The organism is Gemella sp. 20925_1_85 (genome assembly GCF_041433735.1).
In the GTDB taxonomy this organism is placed as follows: Bacteria; Bacillota; Bacilli; order Staphylococcales; family Gemellaceae; genus Gemella.
In genome coordinates, this window is sequence record NZ_JAPWCC010000003.1 from 58,971 (window position 1) to 80,725 (window position 21,755).

At 34.0% G+C, this 21,755-nt stretch carries 37 protein-coding genes and 1 other annotated feature; all 37 genes read left to right on the forward strand.

Annotation, left to right across the window (positions count from 1 at the left end; genetic code table 11):
* Position 1 precedes the first annotated feature (1 nt).
* The 37 genes from rplC to O3884_RS01810 all read left to right on the forward strand — a co-directional run bounded on the left by rplC (position 2) and on the right by O3884_RS01810 (position 21,488).
* Positions 2-664, forward strand: coding sequence for a 50S ribosomal protein L3 (gene rplC, locus O3884_RS01630; RefSeq protein ID WP_003144195.1), 663 nt, complete (start codon positions 2-4; stop codon positions 662-664).
* A gap of 32 nt (positions 665-696) precedes the next feature.
* Positions 697-1,320, forward strand: coding sequence for a 50S ribosomal protein L4 (rplD, locus tag O3884_RS01635; RefSeq protein ID WP_048802796.1), 624 nt, complete (start codon positions 697-699; stop codon positions 1,318-1,320).
* Entirely contained in the window at positions 1,320-1,601 is a 282-nt protein-coding gene (gene rplW / locus O3884_RS01640) for a 50S ribosomal protein L23 (protein WP_003144216.1), read from the forward strand. The genes rplD and rplW overlap by 1 nt, the downstream gene beginning before the upstream one ends.
* A gap of 35 nt (positions 1,602-1,636) precedes the next feature.
* Positions 1,637-2,467, forward strand: coding sequence for a 50S ribosomal protein L2 (gene rplB, locus O3884_RS01645; protein WP_294683200.1), 831 nt, complete (start codon positions 1,637-1,639; stop codon positions 2,465-2,467).
* A gap of 87 nt (positions 2,468-2,554) precedes the next feature.
* On the forward strand, positions 2,555-2,833 hold the full coding sequence (gene rpsS, locus O3884_RS01650) for a 30S ribosomal protein S19 (protein ID WP_003144310.1): 279 nt from the start codon (positions 2,555-2,557) through the stop codon (positions 2,831-2,833).
* Positions 2,834-2,866: 33 nt separating this feature from the next.
* Positions 2,867-3,202, forward strand: a complete 336-nt coding sequence (rplV, locus tag O3884_RS01655; protein WP_003144105.1) for a 50S ribosomal protein L22 — start codon at positions 2,867-2,869, stop codon at positions 3,200-3,202.
* A 51-nt stretch (positions 3,203-3,253) separates the two neighbouring features.
* Entirely contained in the window at positions 3,254-3,907 is a 654-nt protein-coding gene (rpsC, locus tag O3884_RS01660) for a 30S ribosomal protein S3 (protein WP_371451276.1), read from the forward strand.
* Positions 3,908-3,910: 3 nt separating this feature from the next.
* The gene (rplP, locus tag O3884_RS01665; RefSeq protein WP_003144099.1) at positions 3,911-4,336 is read left to right on the forward strand and encodes a 50S ribosomal protein L16; all 426 of its coding nucleotides are present in this window, start codon (positions 3,911-3,913) and stop codon (positions 4,334-4,336) included.
* Positions 4,336-4,545, forward strand: a complete 210-nt coding sequence (gene rpmC / locus O3884_RS01670; protein WP_003144404.1) for a 50S ribosomal protein L29 — start codon at positions 4,336-4,338, stop codon at positions 4,543-4,545. The genes rplP and rpmC overlap by 1 nt, the downstream gene beginning before the upstream one ends.
* Positions 4,546-4,559: 14 nt before the next feature.
* Complete coding sequence (gene rpsQ / locus O3884_RS01675; protein WP_003144356.1) at positions 4,560-4,823, forward strand: 30S ribosomal protein S17; 264 nt, start codon at positions 4,560-4,562, stop codon at positions 4,821-4,823.
* Between the two features lie 39 nt (positions 4,824-4,862).
* Positions 4,863-5,231 carry a 50S ribosomal protein L14 gene (gene rplN / locus O3884_RS01680; RefSeq protein ID WP_003144098.1) on the forward strand — a complete coding sequence of 123 codons (369 nt, stop codon included), beginning with the start codon at positions 4,863-4,865 and terminating at the stop codon, positions 5,229-5,231.
* A 36-nt stretch (positions 5,232-5,267) separates the two neighbouring features.
* Positions 5,268-5,573 (forward strand): 50S ribosomal protein L24, encoded by a 306-nt coding sequence (gene rplX, locus O3884_RS01685; protein ID WP_003144415.1) that lies wholly within the window; start codon positions 5,268-5,270, stop codon positions 5,571-5,573.
* A 31-nt stretch (positions 5,574-5,604) separates the two neighbouring features.
* Positions 5,605-6,144 (forward strand): 50S ribosomal protein L5, encoded by a 540-nt coding sequence (gene rplE / locus O3884_RS01690; RefSeq protein ID WP_003144426.1) that lies wholly within the window; start codon positions 5,605-5,607, stop codon positions 6,142-6,144.
* 21 nt (positions 6,145-6,165) lie between these two features.
* Positions 6,166-6,435: a 30S ribosomal protein S14 gene (rpsN, locus tag O3884_RS01695; protein ID WP_003144337.1), complete on the forward strand. Its 270-nt coding sequence runs from the start codon at positions 6,166-6,168 to the stop codon at positions 6,433-6,435.
* 32 nt (positions 6,436-6,467) lie between these two features.
* Positions 6,468-6,863 (forward strand): 30S ribosomal protein S8, encoded by a 396-nt coding sequence (rpsH, locus tag O3884_RS01700; protein WP_060914795.1) that lies wholly within the window; start codon positions 6,468-6,470, stop codon positions 6,861-6,863.
* Between the two features lie 23 nt (positions 6,864-6,886).
* Positions 6,887-7,423, forward strand: a complete 537-nt coding sequence (rplF, locus tag O3884_RS01705) for a 50S ribosomal protein L6 (RefSeq protein ID WP_371451277.1) — start codon at positions 6,887-6,889, stop codon at positions 7,421-7,423.
* A 27-nt stretch (positions 7,424-7,450) separates the two neighbouring features.
* A complete protein-coding gene (gene rplR, locus O3884_RS01710) occupies positions 7,451-7,807 on the forward strand; it encodes a 50S ribosomal protein L18 (protein ID WP_003147634.1) in 357 nt (118 codons plus the stop codon).
* A gap of 19 nt (positions 7,808-7,826) precedes the next feature.
* Positions 7,827-8,324, forward strand: a complete 498-nt coding sequence (gene rpsE, locus O3884_RS01715) for a 30S ribosomal protein S5 (RefSeq protein ID WP_003144191.1) — start codon at positions 7,827-7,829, stop codon at positions 8,322-8,324.
* 16 nt (positions 8,325-8,340) lie between these two features.
* The gene (gene rpmD, locus O3884_RS01720; RefSeq protein WP_003144406.1) at positions 8,341-8,517 is read left to right on the forward strand and encodes a 50S ribosomal protein L30; all 177 of its coding nucleotides are present in this window, start codon (positions 8,341-8,343) and stop codon (positions 8,515-8,517) included.
* Positions 8,518-8,548: 31 nt separating this feature from the next.
* Positions 8,549-8,989 (forward strand): 50S ribosomal protein L15, encoded by a 441-nt coding sequence (gene rplO, locus O3884_RS01725; protein WP_003147635.1) that lies wholly within the window; start codon positions 8,549-8,551, stop codon positions 8,987-8,989.
* Positions 8,990-8,992: 3 nt separating this feature from the next.
* Positions 8,993-10,297 (forward strand): preprotein translocase subunit SecY, encoded by a 1,305-nt coding sequence (gene secY, locus O3884_RS01730; RefSeq protein ID WP_371451278.1) that lies wholly within the window; start codon positions 8,993-8,995, stop codon positions 10,295-10,297.
* A 5-nt stretch (positions 10,298-10,302) separates the two neighbouring features.
* A complete protein-coding gene (locus O3884_RS01735) occupies positions 10,303-10,956 on the forward strand; it encodes an adenylate kinase (protein WP_294683240.1) in 654 nt (217 codons plus the stop codon).
* A gap of 15 nt (positions 10,957-10,971) precedes the next feature.
* Positions 10,972-11,187 carry a translation initiation factor IF-1 gene (infA, locus tag O3884_RS01740; protein ID WP_003144387.1) on the forward strand — a complete coding sequence of 72 codons (216 nt, stop codon included), beginning with the start codon at positions 10,972-10,974 and terminating at the stop codon, positions 11,185-11,187.
* Positions 11,188-11,213: 26 nt separating this feature from the next.
* Positions 11,214-11,327 (forward strand): 50S ribosomal protein L36, encoded by a 114-nt coding sequence (gene rpmJ, locus O3884_RS01745; protein ID WP_003144208.1) that lies wholly within the window; start codon positions 11,214-11,216, stop codon positions 11,325-11,327.
* 22 nt (positions 11,328-11,349) lie between these two features.
* Complete coding sequence (rpsM, locus tag O3884_RS01750; RefSeq protein ID WP_060914797.1) at positions 11,350-11,715, forward strand: 30S ribosomal protein S13; 366 nt, start codon at positions 11,350-11,352, stop codon at positions 11,713-11,715.
* A gap of 25 nt (positions 11,716-11,740) precedes the next feature.
* Positions 11,741-12,130 carry a 30S ribosomal protein S11 gene (gene rpsK / locus O3884_RS01755; RefSeq protein WP_003144405.1) on the forward strand — a complete coding sequence of 130 codons (390 nt, stop codon included), beginning with the start codon at positions 11,741-11,743 and terminating at the stop codon, positions 12,128-12,130.
* A gap of 35 nt (positions 12,131-12,165) precedes the next feature.
* A complete protein-coding gene (locus O3884_RS01760; protein WP_003144079.1) occupies positions 12,166-13,107 on the forward strand; it encodes a DNA-directed RNA polymerase subunit alpha in 942 nt (313 codons plus the stop codon).
* Positions 13,108-13,128: 21 nt separating this feature from the next.
* Positions 13,129-13,497: a 50S ribosomal protein L17 gene (gene rplQ, locus O3884_RS01765; protein ID WP_003144119.1), complete on the forward strand. Its 369-nt coding sequence runs from the start codon at positions 13,129-13,131 to the stop codon at positions 13,495-13,497.
* Positions 13,498-14,251: 754 nt separating this feature from the next.
* Complete coding sequence (locus tag O3884_RS01770) at positions 14,252-15,022, forward strand: threonine/serine exporter family protein (RefSeq protein ID WP_371451279.1); 771 nt, start codon at positions 14,252-14,254, stop codon at positions 15,020-15,022.
* Positions 15,022-15,492 carry a threonine/serine exporter family protein gene (locus O3884_RS01775; protein ID WP_371451280.1) on the forward strand — a complete coding sequence of 157 codons (471 nt, stop codon included), beginning with the start codon at positions 15,022-15,024 and terminating at the stop codon, positions 15,490-15,492. Before O3884_RS01770 ends, O3884_RS01775 begins: the two co-directional genes overlap by 1 nt.
* 197 nt (positions 15,493-15,689) lie before the next feature.
* Positions 15,690-16,058, forward strand: coding sequence for a GntR family transcriptional regulator (locus tag O3884_RS01780; RefSeq protein WP_371451281.1), 369 nt, complete (start codon positions 15,690-15,692; stop codon positions 16,056-16,058).
* A gap of 2 nt (positions 16,059-16,060) precedes the next feature.
* Entirely contained in the window at positions 16,061-16,207 is a 147-nt protein-coding gene (locus O3884_RS01785) for a hypothetical protein (protein ID WP_371451282.1), read from the forward strand.
* A complete protein-coding gene (locus tag O3884_RS01790) occupies positions 16,182-17,048 on the forward strand; it encodes an ATP-binding cassette domain-containing protein (RefSeq protein WP_371451283.1) in 867 nt (288 codons plus the stop codon). Before O3884_RS01785 ends, O3884_RS01790 begins: the two co-directional genes overlap by 26 nt.
* A complete protein-coding gene (locus O3884_RS01795; RefSeq protein WP_371451284.1) occupies positions 17,041-18,450 on the forward strand; it encodes a hypothetical protein in 1,410 nt (469 codons plus the stop codon). Before O3884_RS01790 ends, O3884_RS01795 begins: the two co-directional genes overlap by 8 nt.
* Before the next feature lie 144 nt (positions 18,451-18,594).
* Positions 18,595-18,846 (forward strand) — a binding site (T-box leader).
* A gap of 98 nt (positions 18,847-18,944) precedes the next feature.
* Positions 18,945-19,685: a cyclase family protein gene (locus O3884_RS01800; protein WP_371451285.1), complete on the forward strand. Its 741-nt coding sequence runs from the start codon at positions 18,945-18,947 to the stop codon at positions 19,683-19,685.
* Positions 19,686-19,900: 215 nt separating this feature from the next.
* A complete protein-coding gene (locus tag O3884_RS01805) occupies positions 19,901-20,272 on the forward strand; it encodes a GFA family protein (protein WP_003144271.1) in 372 nt (123 codons plus the stop codon).
* A gap of 52 nt (positions 20,273-20,324) precedes the next feature.
* Positions 20,325-21,488, forward strand: a complete 1,164-nt coding sequence (locus O3884_RS01810; protein WP_371451286.1) for a 5-methyltetrahydropteroyltriglutamate--homocysteine S-methyltransferase — start codon at positions 20,325-20,327, stop codon at positions 21,486-21,488.
* Positions 21,489-21,755: the final 267 nt, after the last annotated feature.

The window sequence follows — 21,755 nt, forward strand, 5'->3', positions numbered from 1 at the left end:
GATGACCAAAGGTATCTTAGGAAGAAAAGTAGGTATGACTCAAATCTTCGCTGAAAATGGAGAATTAATCCCAGTAACAGTAGTTGAAGCGAAAGGTAACGTCGTATTACAAAAGAAAACAGAAGAAGTTGAAGGATACAACGCAATCCAATTAGGATTCGACGATAAACGTCCTTACGATAAAGAACGTAAAGACCGTTTAGTAAAAGTTGCGAACAAACCTGAACAAGGTCACGCAGATAAAGCTAACACTGCTCCAAAACGTTTCGTACGCGAAATCAGAGATGCAGAAGTTGCTAATTATGAAGTAGGTCAAGAAGTCCAAGTTGATATTTTTGCAGCAGGGGACTTAGTTGACGTAACAGGAGTAAGTAAAGGTAAAGGATTCCAAGGGGCAATCAAGCGTCATGGACAAAGCCGCGGACCAATGGCTCACGGTTCTCGTTACCACCGTCGTCCTGGGTCAATGGGACCTGTAGCACCTAACCGTGTATTCAAAGGTAAAGCATTACCAGGTCAAATGGGTGGAGTTACAGTTACTACTCAAAACTTAGAAATCGTAAGCGTAGATGTAGAAAATGGATTAATCCTAGTTAAAGGATGTATTCCAGGATCTAAGAAAAGCTTCGTAAAAATCCAATCAGCAGTTAAATCTGGTAAATAATCGGAAAATATACGGAAGGAGGAAATTAGATAATGCCACAATTAGATTTATTTAAACAAGACGGTACTAAAGTTGGTGCAGTTGAAGCTAATGAAGCAGTATTCGGAATTGAACCAAATCAACACGTTTTATTCCAAGCTGTAACTTTACAAAGAGCATCACTTCGTCAAGGTACACACAAAACAAAAGGACGTTCTGAAGTTTCAGGTGGTGGTCGCAAACCATGGCGTCAAAAAGGAACAGGTCGTGCTCGTCAAGGATCTATCCGTTCACCACAATGGCGTGGAGGTGGAATTGTATTCGGACCTACACCACGTAGCTATAGCTTCAAAATGCCTCGTAAAATGCGTCGTTTAGCATTACGTTCTGCTTTATCTTCTAAAGTAGCAGCTAACGAAGTATTTGCATTAGAAAGCTTATCATTTGATACAATTAAAACTAAAAACTTTAAAGAAATGTTATCAAACCTTAGCCTAGAGAAAAAAGTATTATTCGTAGTTACTGAACTAGAAGAAAATACTGTTTTATCAGGAAGAAATATTCCAGGAGTTGAATTCGTAGAAACAACTGGACTTAACGTATTAGACATCTTAGGAAGCAACAAAGTTGTATTCACTAAAGATGCAGTAGAAAAAGTTGGGGAGGTATTAGCATAATGGAAGCACGCGATATTATCAAACGCCCAGTACTAACTGAAAAAAGTTATTTATTAATGCAAGAAAATAAATACACTTTCCTAGTAGACACACGCGCTCACAAAACTCAAATTAAACAAGCTATCGAAGAAATCTTCGGAGTTAAAGTTGAGAAAGTAAACGTAATGAACTACAAACCAAAATTCCGTCGTGTTGGAAGATACGGTGGTTACACTAACAAACGTAGAAAAGCAATCGTTAAGTTAGCAGAAGGACAAACAATCGAAGGATTATTCGCTTAAGAATAACAAATACCATTAAGGAGGAAAAATGACAAATGGCAATTAAAGTATATAAAGCTATAACTAATGGTCGTCGTAACATGACATCATTAGATTTCGCGGAAATTACAACTAACAAACCAGAAAAGTCATTATTAGCGCCGCTACCGAAAAAAGCGGGAAGAAATAACCAAGGTAAAATCACTGTTCGTCACCACGGTGGAGGACACAAGAAACAATACCGTATTATTGACTTCAAGAGAAATAAAGACAACGTACCAGCAAAAGTTGCTACTATCGAGTACGATCCAAACCGTTCAGCGAACATCGCTCTATTACACTATGTAGATGGAGAAAAAAGATACATCATCGCTCCTAAAGAACTTAAAGTAGGACAAATCGTAGTATCTGGTGAAACTGCTGATATTAAAGTTGGTAATGCATTACCACTAGCAAACATCCCTGTAGGGACATTAATTCACAACATCGAACTTAAACCTGGTAAAGGTGGACAATTAGTACGTTCTGCTGGAGCAAGTGCTCAAGTACTTGGTAAAGAAGGTAAATACGTATTAGTACGTCTTAAATCAGGAGAAGTAAGAATGATCTTAGCAACTTGCCGTGCTACAATCGGTGAAGTTGGTAACGAACAACACGGACTAGTAAATATCGGTAAAGCCGGTAGAACTCGTTGGTTAGGTAAAAGACCAACTGTACGTGGATCTGTTATGAACCCGAACGATCACCCACACGGTGGTGGTGAAGGACGTACTTCAATCGGACGTAAATCACCAATGTCACCATGGGGTAAACCTACTCTTGGTAAGAAAACTCGTTCTAAAAAAGCTCGTTCAAACAAATTTATCGTACGTGCTAGAACTAAATAATAAATTTAAACAAAGGTTAGTTGGTGAGGAGCAAGTGCTCTTTACCAAAGCCTTAAGTATGCAAAGTATCGGAAAGGAGATAACACAATGGCTCGTAGTTTAAAAAAAGGACCATTCGCTGATCACCACTTATTAGCAAAAGTTGAAAAAATGAACGAACAAGAAAAGAAACAAGTAATTAAAACTTGGTCTCGTCGTTCAACAATCTTCCCAACATTCATAGGACTTACTTTTGCAGTATATGACGGAAGAAAACATGTACCTGTATATGTGACTGAAGATATGGTAGGACACAAATTAGGTGAGTTTGCACCAACAAGAACTTACAAAGGTCACGTTGCAGACGACAGAAAAACAAGAAGATAATTTAGAAATTAGTAAAATCAAGGAGGCACATTCATGGAGTCAAAAGCAATCGCTAAGACAGTCCGCATCGCTCCTCGTAAAGTAAGACTAGTATTAGACTTAGTACGTGGAAAAAAAGTGGGCGAAGCATTAGGAATTTTAGAATTCACAACTAAATCAGCTTCTTTACCAGTAGCTAAAGTTATTAAATCAGCTGCTGCTAACGCTGAACACAACTATGGAATGAATGTAGAAGACTTAGTAGTATCACAAGCATTTGCAAATGAAGGACCAACTCTTAAAAGATTCCGTCCAAGAGCAAAAGGTGCTGCAAGTTCAATCAACAAAAGAACAAGTCACATCACTATCGTTTTAAGTGATAACAAATAATAAAAATTAAGAAATTATAAAAGCTAAACTAGTTAAAGGAGGCTACAAACTGTGGGTCAAAAAGTAAATCCAATAGGCTTACGTGTTGGAGTTATTCGTGATTGGGATTCAAAATGGTATGCGGAGAAAGATTTCGCTGCTAACTTACACGAAGATTTCAAAATCCGTGAGTTCATCAGTAAACAATTAAAAGACGCTTCAGTTTCTAAAGTAGAAATTGAAAGATTTGATAAGAAAGTAAACATTTCAGTACACACTGGTAAACCAGGTATGGTTATCGGTAAAGGTGGTTCTGAAATCGATAAATTAAGATTAGAATTAAACAAATTAACTGGAAAAAGAGTACACATTAATGTAGTTGAAATCAAAAAAGTTGATATCGACGCTAAATTAGTAGCTGAAAACATTGCTCGTCAATTAGAAGCTCGTGTATCATTCCGTCGTGCTCAAAAACAAGCTATCCAAAGAGCTATGAGAGCAGGAGCTAAAGGAATTAAAACTCAAGTATCAGGACGTCTTGGTGGAGCAGATATCGCTCGTGCAGAACACTACTCAGAAGGTTCAGTGCCACTACACACATTAAGAGCAGACATCGACTACGCTCACGAAGAAGCAGATACTACATATGGTAAACTTGGAGTTAAAGTTTGGATTAACCGTGGTGAAGTATTACCAACTAGAAAATCTGAAAAAGGAGGTAACTAATTTATGTTAATGCCTAAACGTGTTAAATATCGTCGTCAACACAGACAATCAACAAAAGGTAAATCTAAAGGCGGAAACGTAGTAGATTTCGGTGAATTTGGATTACAAGCTACTACTGCAGCAAGAGTTACTTCTCGTCAAATAGAAGCTGCTCGTATAGCGATGACTCGTTATATGAAACGTGGTGGTAAAGTTTGGATTAAAATCTTCCCTCACATGCCTTACACTAAAAAACCATTAGAAGTACGTATGGGATCTGGTAAAGGTGCAGTAGAAGGATGGGTTGCAATCGTTAAACCAGGTAGAGTGATGTTCGAAGTTGCTGGAGTAAGTGAAGAAGTTGCACGTGAAGCTCTAAGACTTGCATCTCACAAGTTACCTGTTAAATGTAAATTTGTAAAACGTGAAGAAACAGGTGGTGAAGCATAATGAAAACAAATGAATTCAAATCAATGATTAGAGAATTAACTTCACAAGAGTTAGAAACAAAAATCAAAGAATTAAAAGAAGAGCTTTTCAACTTACGCTTCCAATTGGCAACTGGTCAATTAGAAAATACAGCTCGTATTAGTCAAGTTAGAAAATCAATCGCTCGTATGAAAACTGTTATTCGCGAAAGAGAATTAGCGAATAAATAATATAGGAGGCAAACATGACTGAGAGAAATGATAGAAAAGTTTACGTTGGAAAAGTAGTTTCTGATAAAATGGACAAAACAATCACAGTTTTAGTAGAAACTTACAAAAAACACCCTCTATACGGTAAACGTGTTAAATATTCTAAAAAATTCAAAGCACATGATGAAAACAATGTTGCTAAATTAAATGATATCGTTAAAATAATGGAAACTCGTCCATTATCTGCAACTAAAAACTTCCGTTTAGTAGAAGTAGTAGAAGAAGCAGTTATAATCTAATAAAACTAGGATAAACCCTAAGAAGGAGGCAAAAAGCGCATGATTCAACAAGAAACACGCTTAAAAGTGGCTGATAACTCAGGAGCAAAAGAAGTTTTAACAATTAAAGTTCTAGGTGGTTCAGGACGTAAAGTTGCTAACATTGGTGACGTAATTGTATGTTCTGTTAAAAAAGCAACACCAGGTGGAGTTGTTAAAAAAGGTGAAGTAGTTAAAGCCGTAATCGTTCGTACAAAAACAGGAGCTCGTCGTAACGACGGTTCATATATTAAATTTGATGAAAATGCTTGTGTAATTATCCGTGATGATAAGAGCCCACGTGGTACACGTATTTTCGGACCAGTTGCTCGTGAATTAAGAGACGGTAACTACATGAAAATCGTATCACTAGCTCCAGAAGTATTATAATATAAAAAGTACAGTAAAGAAGGAGGTTAACAAGAAATGTTCATTAAAAAAGGTGATAAAGTTGTAGTAATTACTGGTAAAGACAAAGGTAAAGTTGGTACAGTAATCGAAGCTCAACCTAAAAAAGATCGTGTTGTTGTAGAAGGTGTTAACATCATTAAAAAACACGTTAAGAATTCTCAAGATGCACCTCAAGGTGGAATCGTTGAAAAAGAAGCAGCAATTCACGTATCAAACGTAATGTTACAAGATCCTGAAACTGGAAAAGCGACAAGAGTACGTTTCGAAACAAAAGATGGTAAGAAAGTACGTATCGCAGTAAAATCAGGAAAAGAAATATAATAATAGTTGAAGAAAGGAGGCACTATTTTAGATGGCTCGTTTAGAAGATAAATTTAAATCTGAGATAACAAAAGAATTAATGACAAAATTTGAGTACAGCAGTGTAATGCAAGTACCAAAAATTGAAAAAATCGTAATTAACATGGGTGTAGGTGATGCTGTGCAAAACTCTAAAGCCCTAGACAACGCAGTAGCAGAATTAGCTTTAATTTCTGGTCAAAAACCATTAGTAACAAGAGCTAAAAAATCAATCGCTACTTACAGACTTCGTGAAGGTATGCCTATCGGGGCTAAAGTTACTTTACGTGGAGAAAGAATGTATGAATTCTTCGATAAATTAGTAACTGTAGCACTTCCACGTGTACGTGACTTCCACGGTGTTTCTAAAAAAGCATTCGATGGTCGTGGTAACTACACATTAGGTGTTAAAGAACAATTAATTTTCCCTGAAATTGATTACGATAAAGTAAGTAAAGTACGTGGTATGGACATCGTTATAGTAACTACAGCTAACACTGATGAAGAAGCTCGTGAGTTATTAACACAATGTGGAATGCCATTCGCAAAATAAGAAAGGTGAGGTAAAAGACACATGGCTAAAAAAGCAATGGTAGAGCGTGAATTAAAACGCCAAAAATTAGTTGACAAGTATGCAGCTAAAAGAGCGGAATTAAAAGCTAAAGGTGATTACATCGGACTTAGCAAACTTCCAAAAAACTCAGCTCCAGCTCGTCTACACAATCGTTGTAGCATTACTGGACGTCCTCACGGATACATTGGAAAATTTGGAATCAGCCGTATTAAATTCCGTGAATTAGCTTACAAAGGACAAATTCCTGGAGTTAAAAAAGCAAGTTGGTAATATATTAGTAGAAGAAAGGAGGATTTATCCTAATGACAATGACAGATCCTATCGCAGATATGCTAACACGTATTCGTAATGCTAACATGGTTAAACACGAAACATTAGAATTACCTGCGTCAAATATTAAAAAGCAAATTGCAGAAATCTTAAAACAAGAAGGTTTCATTAAAGATGTAGAATACATCGAAGACAACAAACAAGGAAAACTTAAACTTACTCTTAAATACTCAAAAGGTGAAAGAGTAATTAAAGGAATTAAAAGAATTTCAAAACCTGGTTTACGTGTATACGCTAAAGCAGATGAACTGCCAAGAGTATTAAACGGACTAGGAATAGCAATCGTATCAACTTCAACTGGAGTTGTAACTGATAAAGTTGCTCGTAAAAATAACACAGGTGGAGAAGTATTAGCTTACATCTGGTAATATTATAAGGAGGTGCCAATTAAATGTCACGTATAGGTAATAAAGTTATTACAATACCTGCAGGGGTTGAAGTTAACATCGTTGATAACTTCGCAACAGTTAAAGGACCTAAAGGTGAATTAAAACAACAATTTGATAAAGACATGACTTTCAACATTGAAGGAAGTGAAATCACAGTAGTACGTCCATCTGACTCTAAACGTCACCGTACAGTACACGGAACAACTCGTGCTATCTTAGCAAACATGGTTGAAGGTGTATCAACTGGATTCAAAAAAGAACTTGAATTAATCGGGGTTGGATATCGTGCTCAAATGCAAGGTAAAAAATTAGTACTAAGTGTTGGATACTCTCACCCAGTTGAATTCGAAGAAATCGAAGGAATTACATTAGGTGTTGAAGGAAACACTAAAGTTAGTATCGAAGGTATTAACAAAGAAGTAGTAGGACAATACGCAGCTAAAGTTCGTGCAGTACGTCCTCCAGAACCTTATAAAGGTAAAGGTATTCGCTACGTTGGTGAATATGTTCGCCGTAAAGAAGGAAAAACTGGTAAATAATAGATAACAGAAAGGAGTGTTTCAAATATGATTACGAAACTTGATAAAAATAAAGTTCGTAAAAAAAGACACGCAAGAGTACGTGTTAAAGTTCAAGGAACTACAGAAGTTCCACGTTTAAACGTATACCGTTCAAACACAAACATTTACGCACAAATTATTGATGACACTAAAGGTGTTACATTAGCATCAGCTTCTTCATTAAAACTTGAGAACGTTTCTAAATCAAGTGTAGAAGCAGCTAAAGAAGTTGGAAAATTAATCGCAGAAGTAGCTAAAACTAAAGGAATTGAAAAAGTTGTTTTCGACCGTGGAGGATACCTATATCACGGACGTGTTAAAGCATTAGCTGAAGCAGCACGTGAAAACGGACTTGTATTCTAATAAGGAGGGAAATAAGTAGATGCGTCAAGAAGAAATCAAAAAAGAATTTGAAGAACGCGTAGTTGCCATTCGCCGTGTAGCTAAAGTTGTTAAAGGTGGACGTCGTTTCCGTTTCTCTGCTTTAGTAGTAGTTGGTGACAAAAATGGTCGCGTAGGATTTGGTACAGGTAAAGCTCAAGAAGTACCAGATGCAATCAGAAAAGCAGTTGAAGCTGCTAAACATAACTTAATTACTGTACCAGTAGTTAATGGAACAATACCTCACGAAATCATCGGACAATTTGGAGCAGGTTCAGTATTAATTAAACCAGCTGCACCTGGTACAGGGGTTATCGCTGGTGGACCAGTTCGTGCCGTATTAGAATTATCAGGTATTTCAAATATCTTATCAAAATCTCTAGGTTCAAACACACCAGTTAACATGGTTCGTGCTACAATCGAAGGATTAACAAGATTACAAACAGTAGAACACGTAGCAGCTTTACGTGGTAAATCTGTGGAAGAATTATTAGGATAAGAGGAGGGAAAAGAACATGACATTAAAAGTAACCCTAACTCGTAGTACTATTGGTCGTCCAAAGAATCAAAGAAAAGTTGTAGAAGCTCTTGGTCTTAAAAAAATGCACCAAACAGTAGAACACAAAGATAACGCTGCGATTCGTGGAATGATCAACAAAGTTTCACACTTAGTAACAGTAGAAGAAAAATAAGAATTATTAATACAAGGAGGTGCTAGTCTAAATGAAATTACATGAATTACAACCAGTTGAAGGTTCTCGTAAAGAGCGTAACAGAGTAGGTCGTGGGATTGGATCAGGAAATGGTAAAACTTCAGGACGTGGTCAAAAAGGACAAAAAGCACGTAGTGGTGGTGGAGTTCGCCCAGGATTTGAAGGTGGACAAAACCCATTATTCAGACGTATTCCAAAACGTGGATTTAACAATGTAAACAGAAAAGAATTTGCAGTTGTAAATCTTAACGACTTAAATAAATTTGAAGATGGTACTGTAGTATCACCTGCTCTATTATTAGAAACTAAAGTTATTAAAAAAGAACTTTCAGGTGTTAAAGTATTAGCTAACGGTAAATTAGAGAAAAAATTAACTGTACAAGCTCACAAATTCTCATCTTCAGCAAAAGAAGCTATCGAAGCAGCTGGAGGAGTTTGCGAGGTGCTATAATATATGTTTAGTGCATCACTAAATCTATTTAAAGTTAAAGAAACTCGTAACAAAATTTTATTTACCTTATTTGGTATATTCCTATTCCGTATCGGTTCTTACTTACCGATACCTGGAGTAGATGCAGATGTTCTTAAAAGTCAAGATGCATCTGGACTATTCGGAATATTTAATACATTTGCAGGAGGGGCTTTACAACAGTTTTCTGTATTTGCTATGGGTATCATGCCATACATTACAGCATCTATCGTAATTCAACTTATGCAAATGGATGTTATTCCTACATTAACTGAGTGGTCAAAACAAGGTGAAGTAGGACATAAGAAAACACAAAAATTAACAAGAGTCTTAGCAATTGTCTTAGCATTTATCCAATCGCTTATTATGTCTTATGGATTTAATAACGCGTATCAAGGATTAATTAAAGATACATCTGTTATAGGATTCATTACAGTAGCTTTAGTATTAACTGCTGGTACAGCGTTATTATTATGGCTAGGGGATCAGATATCACAATATGGTGTAGGTAATGGTGTTTCTATCATTATCTTAGCGGGTATTATAGCTCGTTTACCAATGGAATTCATTCAAGTATATGAATCTCAAATTAAAGATGCTGAGAACCTTACATTAGCAATTTTAAAAATTGTTATTGTAGCAATCATTGTTATAGGAATTGTTGCTGCTGTTGTTTATATGCAAGAAGCAATTCGTAAAATTCCTATTCAATACTCTCAAGCGAGAGCAGGTCGTAGAATGTTAGGAGCAAGATCAACTTACTTGCCTCTTAAAGTGAACAGTGCCGGGGTTATCCCAGTAATCTTCGCTATCGCATTCTTACAATTACCTAGAACTATTGCGATATTCGCACCTAATAACGAAAAGTTACAAAAAATTGTATCATATTTCGATTTCAGTCATGTTCTAGGATTAACATTATACGTAGTATTAATTATTGCGTTCTGTTACTTCTATGTAATGGTGCAAGTTAACCCAGAAAAAATGGCTGATAATTTAAGAAAACAAGGAAGTTTTGTTCCAGGGGTTAGACCAGGTAAAAAAACTGAACAATACATTACAGGTATTTTATACAGACTAACGTTTGTAGGTTCAATATTCCTAGCAGCTGTTTCGGTTCTTCCAACAATATTCACAAGCATTGCTAAATTACCAGCATCTGTTCAAATTGGTGGTACAAGTTTAATAATTGTTGTCAGTGTAGCGCTAGAGACAGTTAAACAACTTAATACTCAATTAACAGAGAAGAACTATAGAAGTTTCATTACAGGACGAAAAGGTGGTAAATAATCATGATGAATATTATTTTAATGGGATTACCAGGAGCGGGTAAAGGTACTCAAGCAGAGCAAATTAAAGCGAATTATCCAATTCCGCATATTTCTACTGGAGATATGTTTAGAGCTGCTATTAAAAATGAGACTCCGCTTGGAAAAGAAGCAAAAAGTTATATTGATAAAGGACAACTTGTTCCTGACAGTGTAACTATAGGATTAGTTGAAGAAAGATTGAATCAAGAAGATGCAAAAGAAGGCTTTTTACTTGACGGTTTTCCAAGAACAGTAGAACAAGCTGAAGCCCTTGATCAAATTTTAGCAAAAACTAATAGAAAAATCGATAAAGTACTAAATATCGATGTAGATCCAGCTATTCTGTTACCTCGTTTAACAGGTAGAAGAATCTGTAAACAATGTGGAAACACTTATCACTTACTTTTCAACCCTACAAAAGTTGAAGGTGTTTGTGATAATGATGGTGGTGAACTATACCAAAGAAGTGATGACAACGAAGAAACAGTTGCTAATCGCTTAGAAGTTAACATCAAACAAACAAAACCTCTTTTAGACTTCTACAGTCAAAAAGAAGGCGTAGTTGAAAATGTTAATGGTGACCAAGACATCAAAGTAGTTTTCCAAGACGTACAAAATATATTAGACAAACTGAAATAGTCAGGGAGGAAAAGTATGGCAAAAGATGTCATTGAAGTAGAAGGTTTAGTAGTAGAAAACTTGCCGAATGCAATGTTTAAAGTAGAATTAGAAAATGGTCATATTATTTTAGCTCATGTTTCTGGAAAAATCAGAATGAATTATATAAGAATTTTACCAGGTGATAAAGTTACAGTAGAAATGAGTCCGTATGACCTGACAAAAGGTAGAATAACTTATAGATTCAAGTAAGTTATAAACTCAAGGAGGAAATAACGATGAAAGTAAGACCATCAGTAAAAAAAATCTGTGACAAATGTAAAGTAATTCGTCGTGGTGGTAAAGTATTAGTGATTTGCGAAAACGCAAAACATAAACAAAAACAAGGATAATTAATTAGGAGGTGCAAACTTAATGGCACGTATAGCAGGAGTAGATATTCCACGTGAAAAACGCGTTGTTATATCTCTAACTTATGTATATGGTATAGGTTTAAAAACTTCTCAAAAAATCTTAAAAGAAGCTGGAGTTTCTGAAGATGTGAGAGTTAAAGACTTATCAGAAGATCAATTAGATAAAATTCGTGAAATCGTAGATAACTACAAAACAGAAGGTGACTTACGTCGTGAAGTTTCATTAAACATCAAACGTCTAATGGAAATCGGATGTTACAGAGGAATTCGTCACCGTCGTGGACTTCCAGTAAGAGGGCAAAACACTAAGAACAACTCTCGTACTCGTAAAGGTCCTAAGAAAACAGTTGCGAACAAGAAAAAATAATTAGGATAGGAGGAGAAACACAACTATGGCTCGTAAACAACAATCACGTAAACGTCGTGTGAAAAAAAATATACAAAATGGTGTTGCACACATTCGTTCTACATTCAACAACTCAATCGTAACAATTACAGATGAACATGGTAATGCAGTATCATGGTCAAGTGCAGGAGCACTAGGATTCAAAGGTTCTAGAAAATCTACTCCATTCGCAGCACAAATGGCAAGTGAAGCAGCAGCTAAACAAGCTATGGAACACGGAATGAAATATGTAGATGTAACAGTTAAAGGTCCAGGTGCAGGACGTGAAGCAGCTATTCGTGCATTACAATCTGCTGGATTAGAAGTTACATCAATCAAAGACGTAACTCCAGTTCCTCACAATGGATGTCGCCCACCTAAACGTCGTCGTGTATAATAATAACATAGACAAAATTTAGGAGGTTTAACATAATGTTAGCAATAGAAAAACCAAAAATTCAAATCATTGAAGAATCATCAGATAAAAGATTTGGTCGCTTTGTAGTTGAACCACTTGAACGTGGTTATGGAACTACATTAGGTAATTCATTGAGAAGAATGTTAATCTCATCATTACCAGGAGCAGCAGCAAGAAGCATCGATATTGAAGGAGTTCAACACGAATTCCAAGCAATTAAAGGTGTTGTAGAAGATGTTACTGAAATCATTATGAACGTTAAGAACATTGCGTTTGTAGTTCATTCTGAAGAAGAAAAACAAGTATCAATCAGTGTTAAAGGTCCTGCAGTTGTAACAGCAGCAGACATCGCTATCGATTCAGATATCGAAGTAGTAAATACTGATCAACACATTGCAACAGTATCTGAAGGTGGACAATTTGAAATGATCATTTACGTTGGAAAAGGACGTGGATTTGTACCAGCTGATGGAAACAAAAAACGTGACTTACCAATCGGAGTTATTCCAATCGATTCAATTTACACACCAGTATCAAAAGTTAACTATACAGTAGAAAAAACTAGGGTAGGTCAAAGCACTGACTTTGATAAACTTATCTTAGACGTTACTACTAATGGTTCAATTACAGCTAACGACGCTTTAGCATTAGCATCAAAAATTCTAATCTCGCACTTAGAATTATTTATGGAAATGTCTGAAGAAGCAAAAGCTGCTGAAATATTGGTAGCTAAAGAAGAAGATAATAAAGTTCAAATGTTAGAAATGACAATTGAAGAATTAGACTTATCAGTACGTAGTTACAACTGCTTAAAACGTGCAGGAATTAACACAGTACAAGAATTAGCTAACAAAACAGAACAAGAAATGATTAAAGTAAGAAACTTAGGTCGTAAATCTCTAGAAGAAGTTAAAATTAAACTTCAAGAGTTAGAACTAGGATTCAAAGAAGAATAATACTAACAAGGAGGCACACTAATGGGTTACAGAAAATTAGGACGTACATCAGCTCACCGTAAAGCGATGTTAAGAAACTTAGTAACTGCTCTACTAGTACACGGTAGAATTGAAACAACTGTTACAAGAGCGAAAGAAGTTCGTTCATTAGCAGAAAAAATGATTACATTAGGTAAAAAAGGTGATCTAGCAGCAAGACGTAATGCAGCTAAATTCATCCAACCTGTTGCAGTAGCAACTGAAGAAGGTAAGAGTCAATTAGCTCTTAAAAAATTATTTGAAGAAGTAGCACCTAAATATGCTGACCGTAACGGTGGATACACTCGTATTCTACGTGTTGGACCACGTAAAGGTGATGGTGCAGAAACAGCTATTATAGAATTAGTTTAATAAAAATTTTTCATACAACAATAACATACTACATACACACACAACTAAACAACACATACAACAAGAATTTAAACTAATTTTTTGGCAAAAGAGTGCTTGAAATGCGTAGGAAAAGGCTACGTCGTCTAGCTCTAATGTATCCTAGCATATCGCTAGGATACCCTTTTGTCCCTTTAAAAATTAAATCTAATTATACTTTAAAAGATTACCAGGCAAGGTAGTCTTTTTTTGCGTTGTACGTTTGGATTTCTAGTGCCAAAGGCACGCCGAAATCCTTACGTACAACGTACGCACAGTTGTCCCAATAGGTTTATTCTTTACTTCTTGAGCATATACGAAAAAAGTTTAGAAGAAAGCTAAACAAAGGAATACCAAGAATGAAGAGTGAAACGATGAAATGATTGGTATATTTCTACTGAGAACGAATGAAATGAGTGATTGGCTGACAACCACTGCGAGGCAGTGTTTTTATTTTTAGAATTTTCGATTCGTAAAAATCCTAACATGCAAAATACGCAAAAGGAGCAATCTTTTAAAATAGTTTTATGGAGATTTATAGATGTAGTGTTTTTTTTAGTTTGAATAATTGAAAACTATGTTTTTATACATGGTTTTATGATATAATGATTTTAAAATTTATTTATGGAAGGTAAGATGATTAGATATGCAGTTGAATCTCATTTTTTAAAACTGTGTAATTATTTACAGTTTTATTTAATTTGATTTTACACCTAATCTTGAATGGAGAAGAGTAATGTATGAGAAATTATTGATGAAAACAGCGTTACTTGCGGGAAAAATATTAATGGAAAATGGTGCCGAGGTATATAGAACAGAAGATACTCTTGAGAGAATCATTAAACATGGCGTTGGTGATGAGCGTATTGAAGAATATTATACTCATGTTACTCTTACTGGTATATTTATTAGGATAGAAAAACTAGGGACTGATTTCCGAAGAGTAGGGGACAGAACCTACAATCTAACAAAAATATCGGAAGTTAATTCGCTATCGAGGGCATTTACATCAGGAAAAATAAGTTTACCAGATATGTATAAGGCACTAAAAAGAGTTCAAGAAGAAAAGAGTCCTATAAAGGATTGGTTTAAAGTTCTTTGTTCAGGGGTTCTTAGTGGTAGTATTGTCTTGATCTTTGATGGTACCTTTTGGGATGTTATACCAGGAGGAATAGCTGGAGCAGTAGCATTTTATGTTTATATTAAAGTTATCGACTATTTAAAAGCACCTTTTATTTCTGAGTACATTAGTACTTTTGTCGGTGGTGTAGCTGGCTATATTGGCTATGCGTTATTAAATGGACATTCACTAAGACTTGCTATGATAGGTGCAGTAGTTCCTCTTGTACCAGGTATTACGATAACAAATTCGATGAGGGATATTATCGCCAGACAGTTTATTTCTGGTTCTATTCGATTTATTGAAAGTTTCTGTGTAGCATTTGCGTTAGGTGCAGGAATAGTTACTGTGTACTATATAGTTAGACTACTAGGAGGTGTGGTATAATGCTTGCTGTAATGAGTCATGCCTTGTTGCTACTATATCATTTTATATTTAGCTTTATATCTTCAGTATCTTTCGGAATTGTTTGTGATGTTCCAAGAAAAACTTTGGTAACTGGTGGAATAATTGGAGCTATAGGATGGTGTGGATATTGGGAAATGTGGAGTCATGGACATAGTGTATTTATGTCCAGTTTAGTATGCTCGTTATTATTAGCTAATATAGGTCAAATTTGTGCCATTAAATTTAAAAATCCTGTAACTGTATATTTCGTTCCAGGACTAGTACCAGTAGTACCTGGAGTAACTATTTATGATGCATTCAGAACGTTATTATTAGATGAATATGGAAATTCTGCAAAGATTTTCTTAAATAGTTTTTATGGTGCAATAGGTTTAGCAGTTGGTATAATAATAGCAGATTCAATTTTTAGAGTTGTACTAAAACCATTATTAAATAAAAAAGTTAAATAAATAGATTTACAAAAATCGAATTATCGAAAAAATTGGTACGATTTTATGATAAGCTAAGCAAGATTAAGATATAATAATTGTTTCTTTGAAATTTATTATTATATCTAATTTTTTTACTTGTAATGTATGGTGATGTGTGGTACACTTTAAGTAGAAGATGTATGGCGATATATGGTACACTTAGAAAGGAGGTCACCATGTTTCAAATTGATTCATTATCAGATAAACCGATTTATAAACAAATAGTAGACCAAATTAAGTCTATGATAAGCAAAAATTTATTACAGGAGGGAGATAAATTACCATCGGTAAGAGAATTTTCGAAAATGCTTAGTGTCAATGTTAGTACAATTCAAAAAGCATTTCAACAGTTAGAAAGCGAAAAGATAATTACAACGATAGTAGGGAGAGGTACTTTTATTACAAACAATTTTGACAATATTATTCCAAATTATGAACTAATAGATTCGATAATTGAGGATTTAGTTAGGGAAGTAAAAATAAGGGGAATCTCGGAAGAAGATTTATTAGAAAAAATTAAGTTAGAATTTCGAAAGGGTGATTAATTATGGATAATGAGAAGAAGATTGATGTAAAGTTAAAAGAATTAATCATGGAATGGAAATTTTTAGGATTATCGATGGAGAAATTATGTGAAGTCATTTTAGAAAAGATAAAGGAGAAAAATTATGAAACTTACGATAGAAAAAATTAATAAAAAATTTTCCAAAAAGATAGTATTAAATAATGTTAGTTTTTCCGTAAGTACAGGAGAAATTGTAGCACTTGTTGGTAGAAATGGAAGTGGGAAAACAACTTTATTAAAGATACTATCAGGAATATATAGTCAAGATTCTGGTGAAATAGGAATTGAAGGCATAAATAATAAAAATATAAGAAAACAACTGATTTATATACCGGATAGATTCGATTATTTTAAAAATTCTAAAATTAAAAGGGTTTGTGAATTCTACAAGTTAGCTTATGAAAATTTTGATGAACAATATTTTAAAACAGAATTAGAAAAAATTAAGTTATCACAAACCAGCAGATTATCTGAATTATCAAAAGGACAACTAACTATTTTTAGTTTGATTTTGGGAATTTCATGCCGAACTAAGTTTATCCTCATAGATGAACCACTAGACGGTATAGATGTGATAAATACTAAAATGATAGTTGATTATATTTTGGATGCTCAAAGTGAGGGGATTGGGTTATTAATTAGTAGTCATCAATTAAATGCTCTAGAAAATATAAGTGATAAGGTTGTCTATTTAGATGATGGAGTTGGAGTTAGTGAAGAAGTTAATAAGGATGAGTATAGTAAATATCAATTAGTGTACCAAGAGAAAATACCAGCGGAGTTACGTAACAATCCTGATGTAAAAATTATTAGTAATATTGGAAGAGTTTATGTGGTTATTATGAGAGGAAGTTATGATGCTACTCATGATATTATTCAAGATAAAGATCTTCTTCAATATGATAAACTACCTATTGTATTAGAGGATATCTTTTTATTAAATAGTAAAGGGGAAGATGAAAATGTGTAAAGATATTTTAAAAATTATTCGTATATATTTGAAACAATATTCAATAATGTTAATTATACTATTAATTACCTTCTCGACATTTGCGGCTACGACTACTAATAAACAACTAAATCAATTGAAAAATGGGGTTGCAGTTTATGATTTTCAATTAACAACAGGAATAGCAAAGGAATTGGAAATTAGAAAAGGCACATCTAATGACGAATTAAATAAAAAAACACACGAACTGTATAAGTTGAAAGAAGAATATCAGAAAAATTATAAAGAAAAATTATCAAAAGAAAAATTAGGTGAGATGAAACATGCTTATGCAGTTGGAGCATATTTACATAATTTTCCAAGTTCTCCATTATGGACATTTTATACCAACAATGAGGACCTAAATGTACTTACAGGTGAAGGAAGTGAAAAATTCAAACAATACTTAACTGAAGAAGAACTGAATAACGTTCCTAAGTATAAAGAATGGTCACGAATGCAGCCAGGTAGCAAGGAGTACTTTGATAAACAAGAGGAATTAGATAAAGTATATCCTCCTGCACTAGATATTAGTAATATAAAAACATTAACCTTCTTAAAAGAAAATCTAGAAGCTAGTAAAGTTAAATTGAAAGAAACTATGTTTAATGAGGGGACTAATATTGGTTATTATATTTTGATAACTTTAATCCCGTTGCTAATCTTTGGAGTTGAATACCATACTAATTTCGGTAAATTTGTAGCTAGCTTACCATATGAAAAAGAAAAAGTATATTTTGCAAAAGTAATTCTATCGTTCTTAACTTTAATGGTTACTTATATTCTAACAGGACTAGCTAATATAGCGGTTATAAGTAATAGTTTGTTAGGAAAAATTTATAACGTGTCAGCGGTACTTGAAATAAATAATAAAATATATATACTGGGAATAGGTTTAGTATTACTAGGAGCTATCTTATCAAGTTTTTGTGGAAGTATATTAAGCATAGGTGCGATGTATATTCCGGCTCTTACACTGATATATTATCCATTGGGAGTGTGGGTTGCTATAGGAAGATTGTTCTTTGTAAATTATCTTCCAGAAGGACCGTTTATTGATAATATACCAAGGATGCCAATATTTTATTATTTCGGTTATACACCTTGGAAAAATATTATTATTTACCTAGTTATTTTAACAATAATTATGCTGTTAGCAAGTAAGGTTTATAAAGTACATAATGTAGAAAAAGAAGGTGAATTTTTTATAATAGAAAGAGTTTCATTAGTGGGATATTTAATATTATTAATGGGAGTATTTGCTTTTTCACTGGTAGTGCTAACAGAAGTGTTTACTATTAGCCAAGGTGTATCCTTAGCATTAACGATATTATTAATACCAGCTATAGTTTGGAAATTAGTTGGAACAAAAATAAGAGTATAAAATTAAAAACAATTAGAAATCATTCTTTATTTTCCGACTATTCTATGGAGTTTTGTGAAGTTTTCAAAAGGAATTACACAATTTTTTTCAAAAAAACTATTGACAGATAAAAAATAACTTGTTATACTTAATCACAAGTTAATGATTCACACGTTGATAAGATAAGTAAAAGTGAAAGATGGTAAAGAGAGTCTCGGTTGGTGAAAAGAGATCGTATTGGAAACTTTGAAAATGGTCTTTGAGTGTTAATGGTCGAATAATTAGACCTTTACGGGTGAGCCCGTTATAGCTTCAGGGTATAACACCATTGTATTTTGGTGCGTACTTTTTGAGTTGATATTTGTGAGAATATCATAAAGTAAGGTGGTAACACGTAAATTATTAGACGTCCTTGCAGAAGCAAAAGCTTCTGTGAGGACTTTTTTTATTTCTCAAAATAATCACAAGAATTCTTAACTTAAAGAAATAATATAAACATTTCGGAGGAAAGAAACATGTCAGAATTACTAAATATTTATAAAACTTTAAAAAACAAAAAATGGGTTAACTTAAGTCACAAAATCGATGAAAATTCCCCTAAGTTCCCAGCGTTACCTGCGTTAGAAAAAGAAAATGTCTTTACTTTAAAAGATGGATTCTATGTTCAAAAATTCTCAGTTGTTGGACAATACGGAACACACATCGATGCGCCAATTCACTTTGTTGAAGGTGGACGTTGGTTAGATGAAATTGAACTTAAAGATTTACTATTACCTTTATACGTAATTGATAAGAGTAAAGAAGTAGTGGAGAATAATGACTATGTAATTTCTAAACAAGATATTCTTGATTTTGAAGCTGAACATGGAGAAATATTACCAGAATCATTCGTAGCATTCAGAAGTGATTGGTCTAAGCGTTGGCCTAGCTATGATGAAATTAGAAATCTAGATGAAAATGATGTTCAACACACTCCAGGATGGGGAAGAGATGCACTAGAATTCTTAATTAAAGAAAGAAAAGTTAAAGCTGTAGGTCATGAAACACTAGATACTGATTCAGGTGTTACAGCGGCAGCTGAAGGACTTATTCAAGAGTATTACTTACTAGAACAAGATATTTACCAAATCGAAGTTTTAGCAAATCTTGATCAAGTACCAGCGACTGGAGCACTAATCTCAATTGCTTATCCAAACTGGACAGAAGCAACTGGATCACCAGTAAGAGTAGTAGCGATACTACCAGAAGACGAATAGAACGGTCTTTATAAAAAAGTTTTAGTTTATGAGAAAAAAATCGCCCTAATAAAAGAAATCATAGAAGAAGTTTGGGGTCAAAATTAATTAGCAATTTATAATAAAGTCAAAATAATAAAGTCAGAAGAGTAAAGTTAAAAGAGAAAATAAATTAGTTAAATAAAAGGATATCTGTCAAGGATGTCAAAATAAAGTAGTAGAAAGGAGCGTACATAATGCTTAAAGGATCTTGTTTATGTAAAGCAGTGACCTACACTCTAGATGAGGAATTATCGGAATTAGTTTTTTGTCATTGCTCATTTTGTCGGAAAGCAACTGCGTCTGCCTATACAGTTAATGCTAAAGTTAGCAGTAAAAAGCTAGTATTGCATGGAAAAGAAAATCTTGTTTCCTATAGTTCTTCTCCAGGAAAACAGCGTTATTACTGCCAGAACTGTCATAGTCAAATTTTCACTGTTCAAGAAAATATACCAGAAGTCTGTGCTTTGAAATTAGGGACAATAGATGAATGCGATCAGAATTTACAAACTGTTCCTAAACGTCATATTTTTCAGGATCCAGCCTTTTCTTGGTTGCTTGATAAATAAATCTAAGAAGATAGAGAAAATAAATTAGTTAAACAAAAGGAGAAAAAATATTATGTGTCAAGGATGTCAAAATAAAGTAGTAGAAAGAGCAGCATACAGAGTAGATCACGTGGGCTCATTTTTAAGACCTAAGGAGTTAGTAGAAGCTCGTGAAAAATTTTCAAAAGGAGAATTATCACAAGAAGAATTAACTAAGGTAGAAGATAAAGTAATTACAGAATTAGTTGAAAAACAAATAGCAAATGGACTAAAAGGAGTAACAGATGGAGAGTTTCGTCGTGCATATTGGCACCTAGACTTCTTTTGGGGACTTAACGGTGTAGAACATGTTCAAGGAGAAAAAGGATATCCATTCAAAGGTATCGAAACTAAACCAGATACAGCCAAAGTAACAGGGAAAATTAGTGGAGAAAACCATCCATTTGTAGCACACTACAAATTCTTAAGAGACTTAGTAGCGGATAAAAAAGATGTGACTGTAAAATTAACAATTCCATCACCATCACAACTATACTTCGAGTTAATCCGTACTGAAGATCACATTAAAGGATATGAAAAATTCTACCCAACATTTGAAGAATTAAAAGATGCGATTGTAGCAGCTTATAAACAAGTAATCGCAGACCTTTATAAAGAAGGATTACGAGTATTACAATTCGATGATTGTACATGGGGAGCATTAGCTGATGATGGATTTGCGAATCGTTTCCGTGATGCGCGTCCATTAGAAGAAGTTCGTAGAGAATATGCAGCACGTTGTTTAGCATTAAATAATGAAGTTATCGAAGGAAAACCAGGAGATTTAGCAATCAATACACACGTTTGTCGTGGGAACTTCGCTTCTAAATGGATTTCTCAAGGTGGATACCAAAACGTTGAAGACGAGTTACTTGCGGGAGAAAACGTAGATGCATACTACTTAGAATACGATACAGATCGTGCAGGAGATTTCAAGCCACTAGCAAAAGTTGGAAAAGATAAAAAAGTTGTTTTAGGATTAATTACATCTAAATTTGCAGATTTAGAAGATAAAGAAGAAGTAATTGCAAGAATTAAAGAAGCTAGCGAATACGTACCATTAGAAAATATATACTTAAGTACACAATGTGGTTTTGCTTCTACAGAAGAAGGAAATGTGATTACTGAAGAAGATCAATGGAAGAAAATCGCCCTAATAAAAGAAATCGTAGAAGAAGTTTGGGGCACAGAAAATTAATAATACTTTAGTATTATTTAAAGTATACTAAATAAATAGAATTATATAATTAAAGTAAATGATAAAAGTAAGCACATAAATTGACATTTTTATATATAATACAGTAAACTAAACTAGCATTGATTTCATTCGTTCAATGTTAAATAATATCTGGTTTTATTATTCTTATTATGAAATATAGTCTATTTAATTAATACATGAGTAGCAATGTAAGTCTCTCACTGTCGAATAGACAAATGTATTTAACCATTATTAAATAGGGGAAAC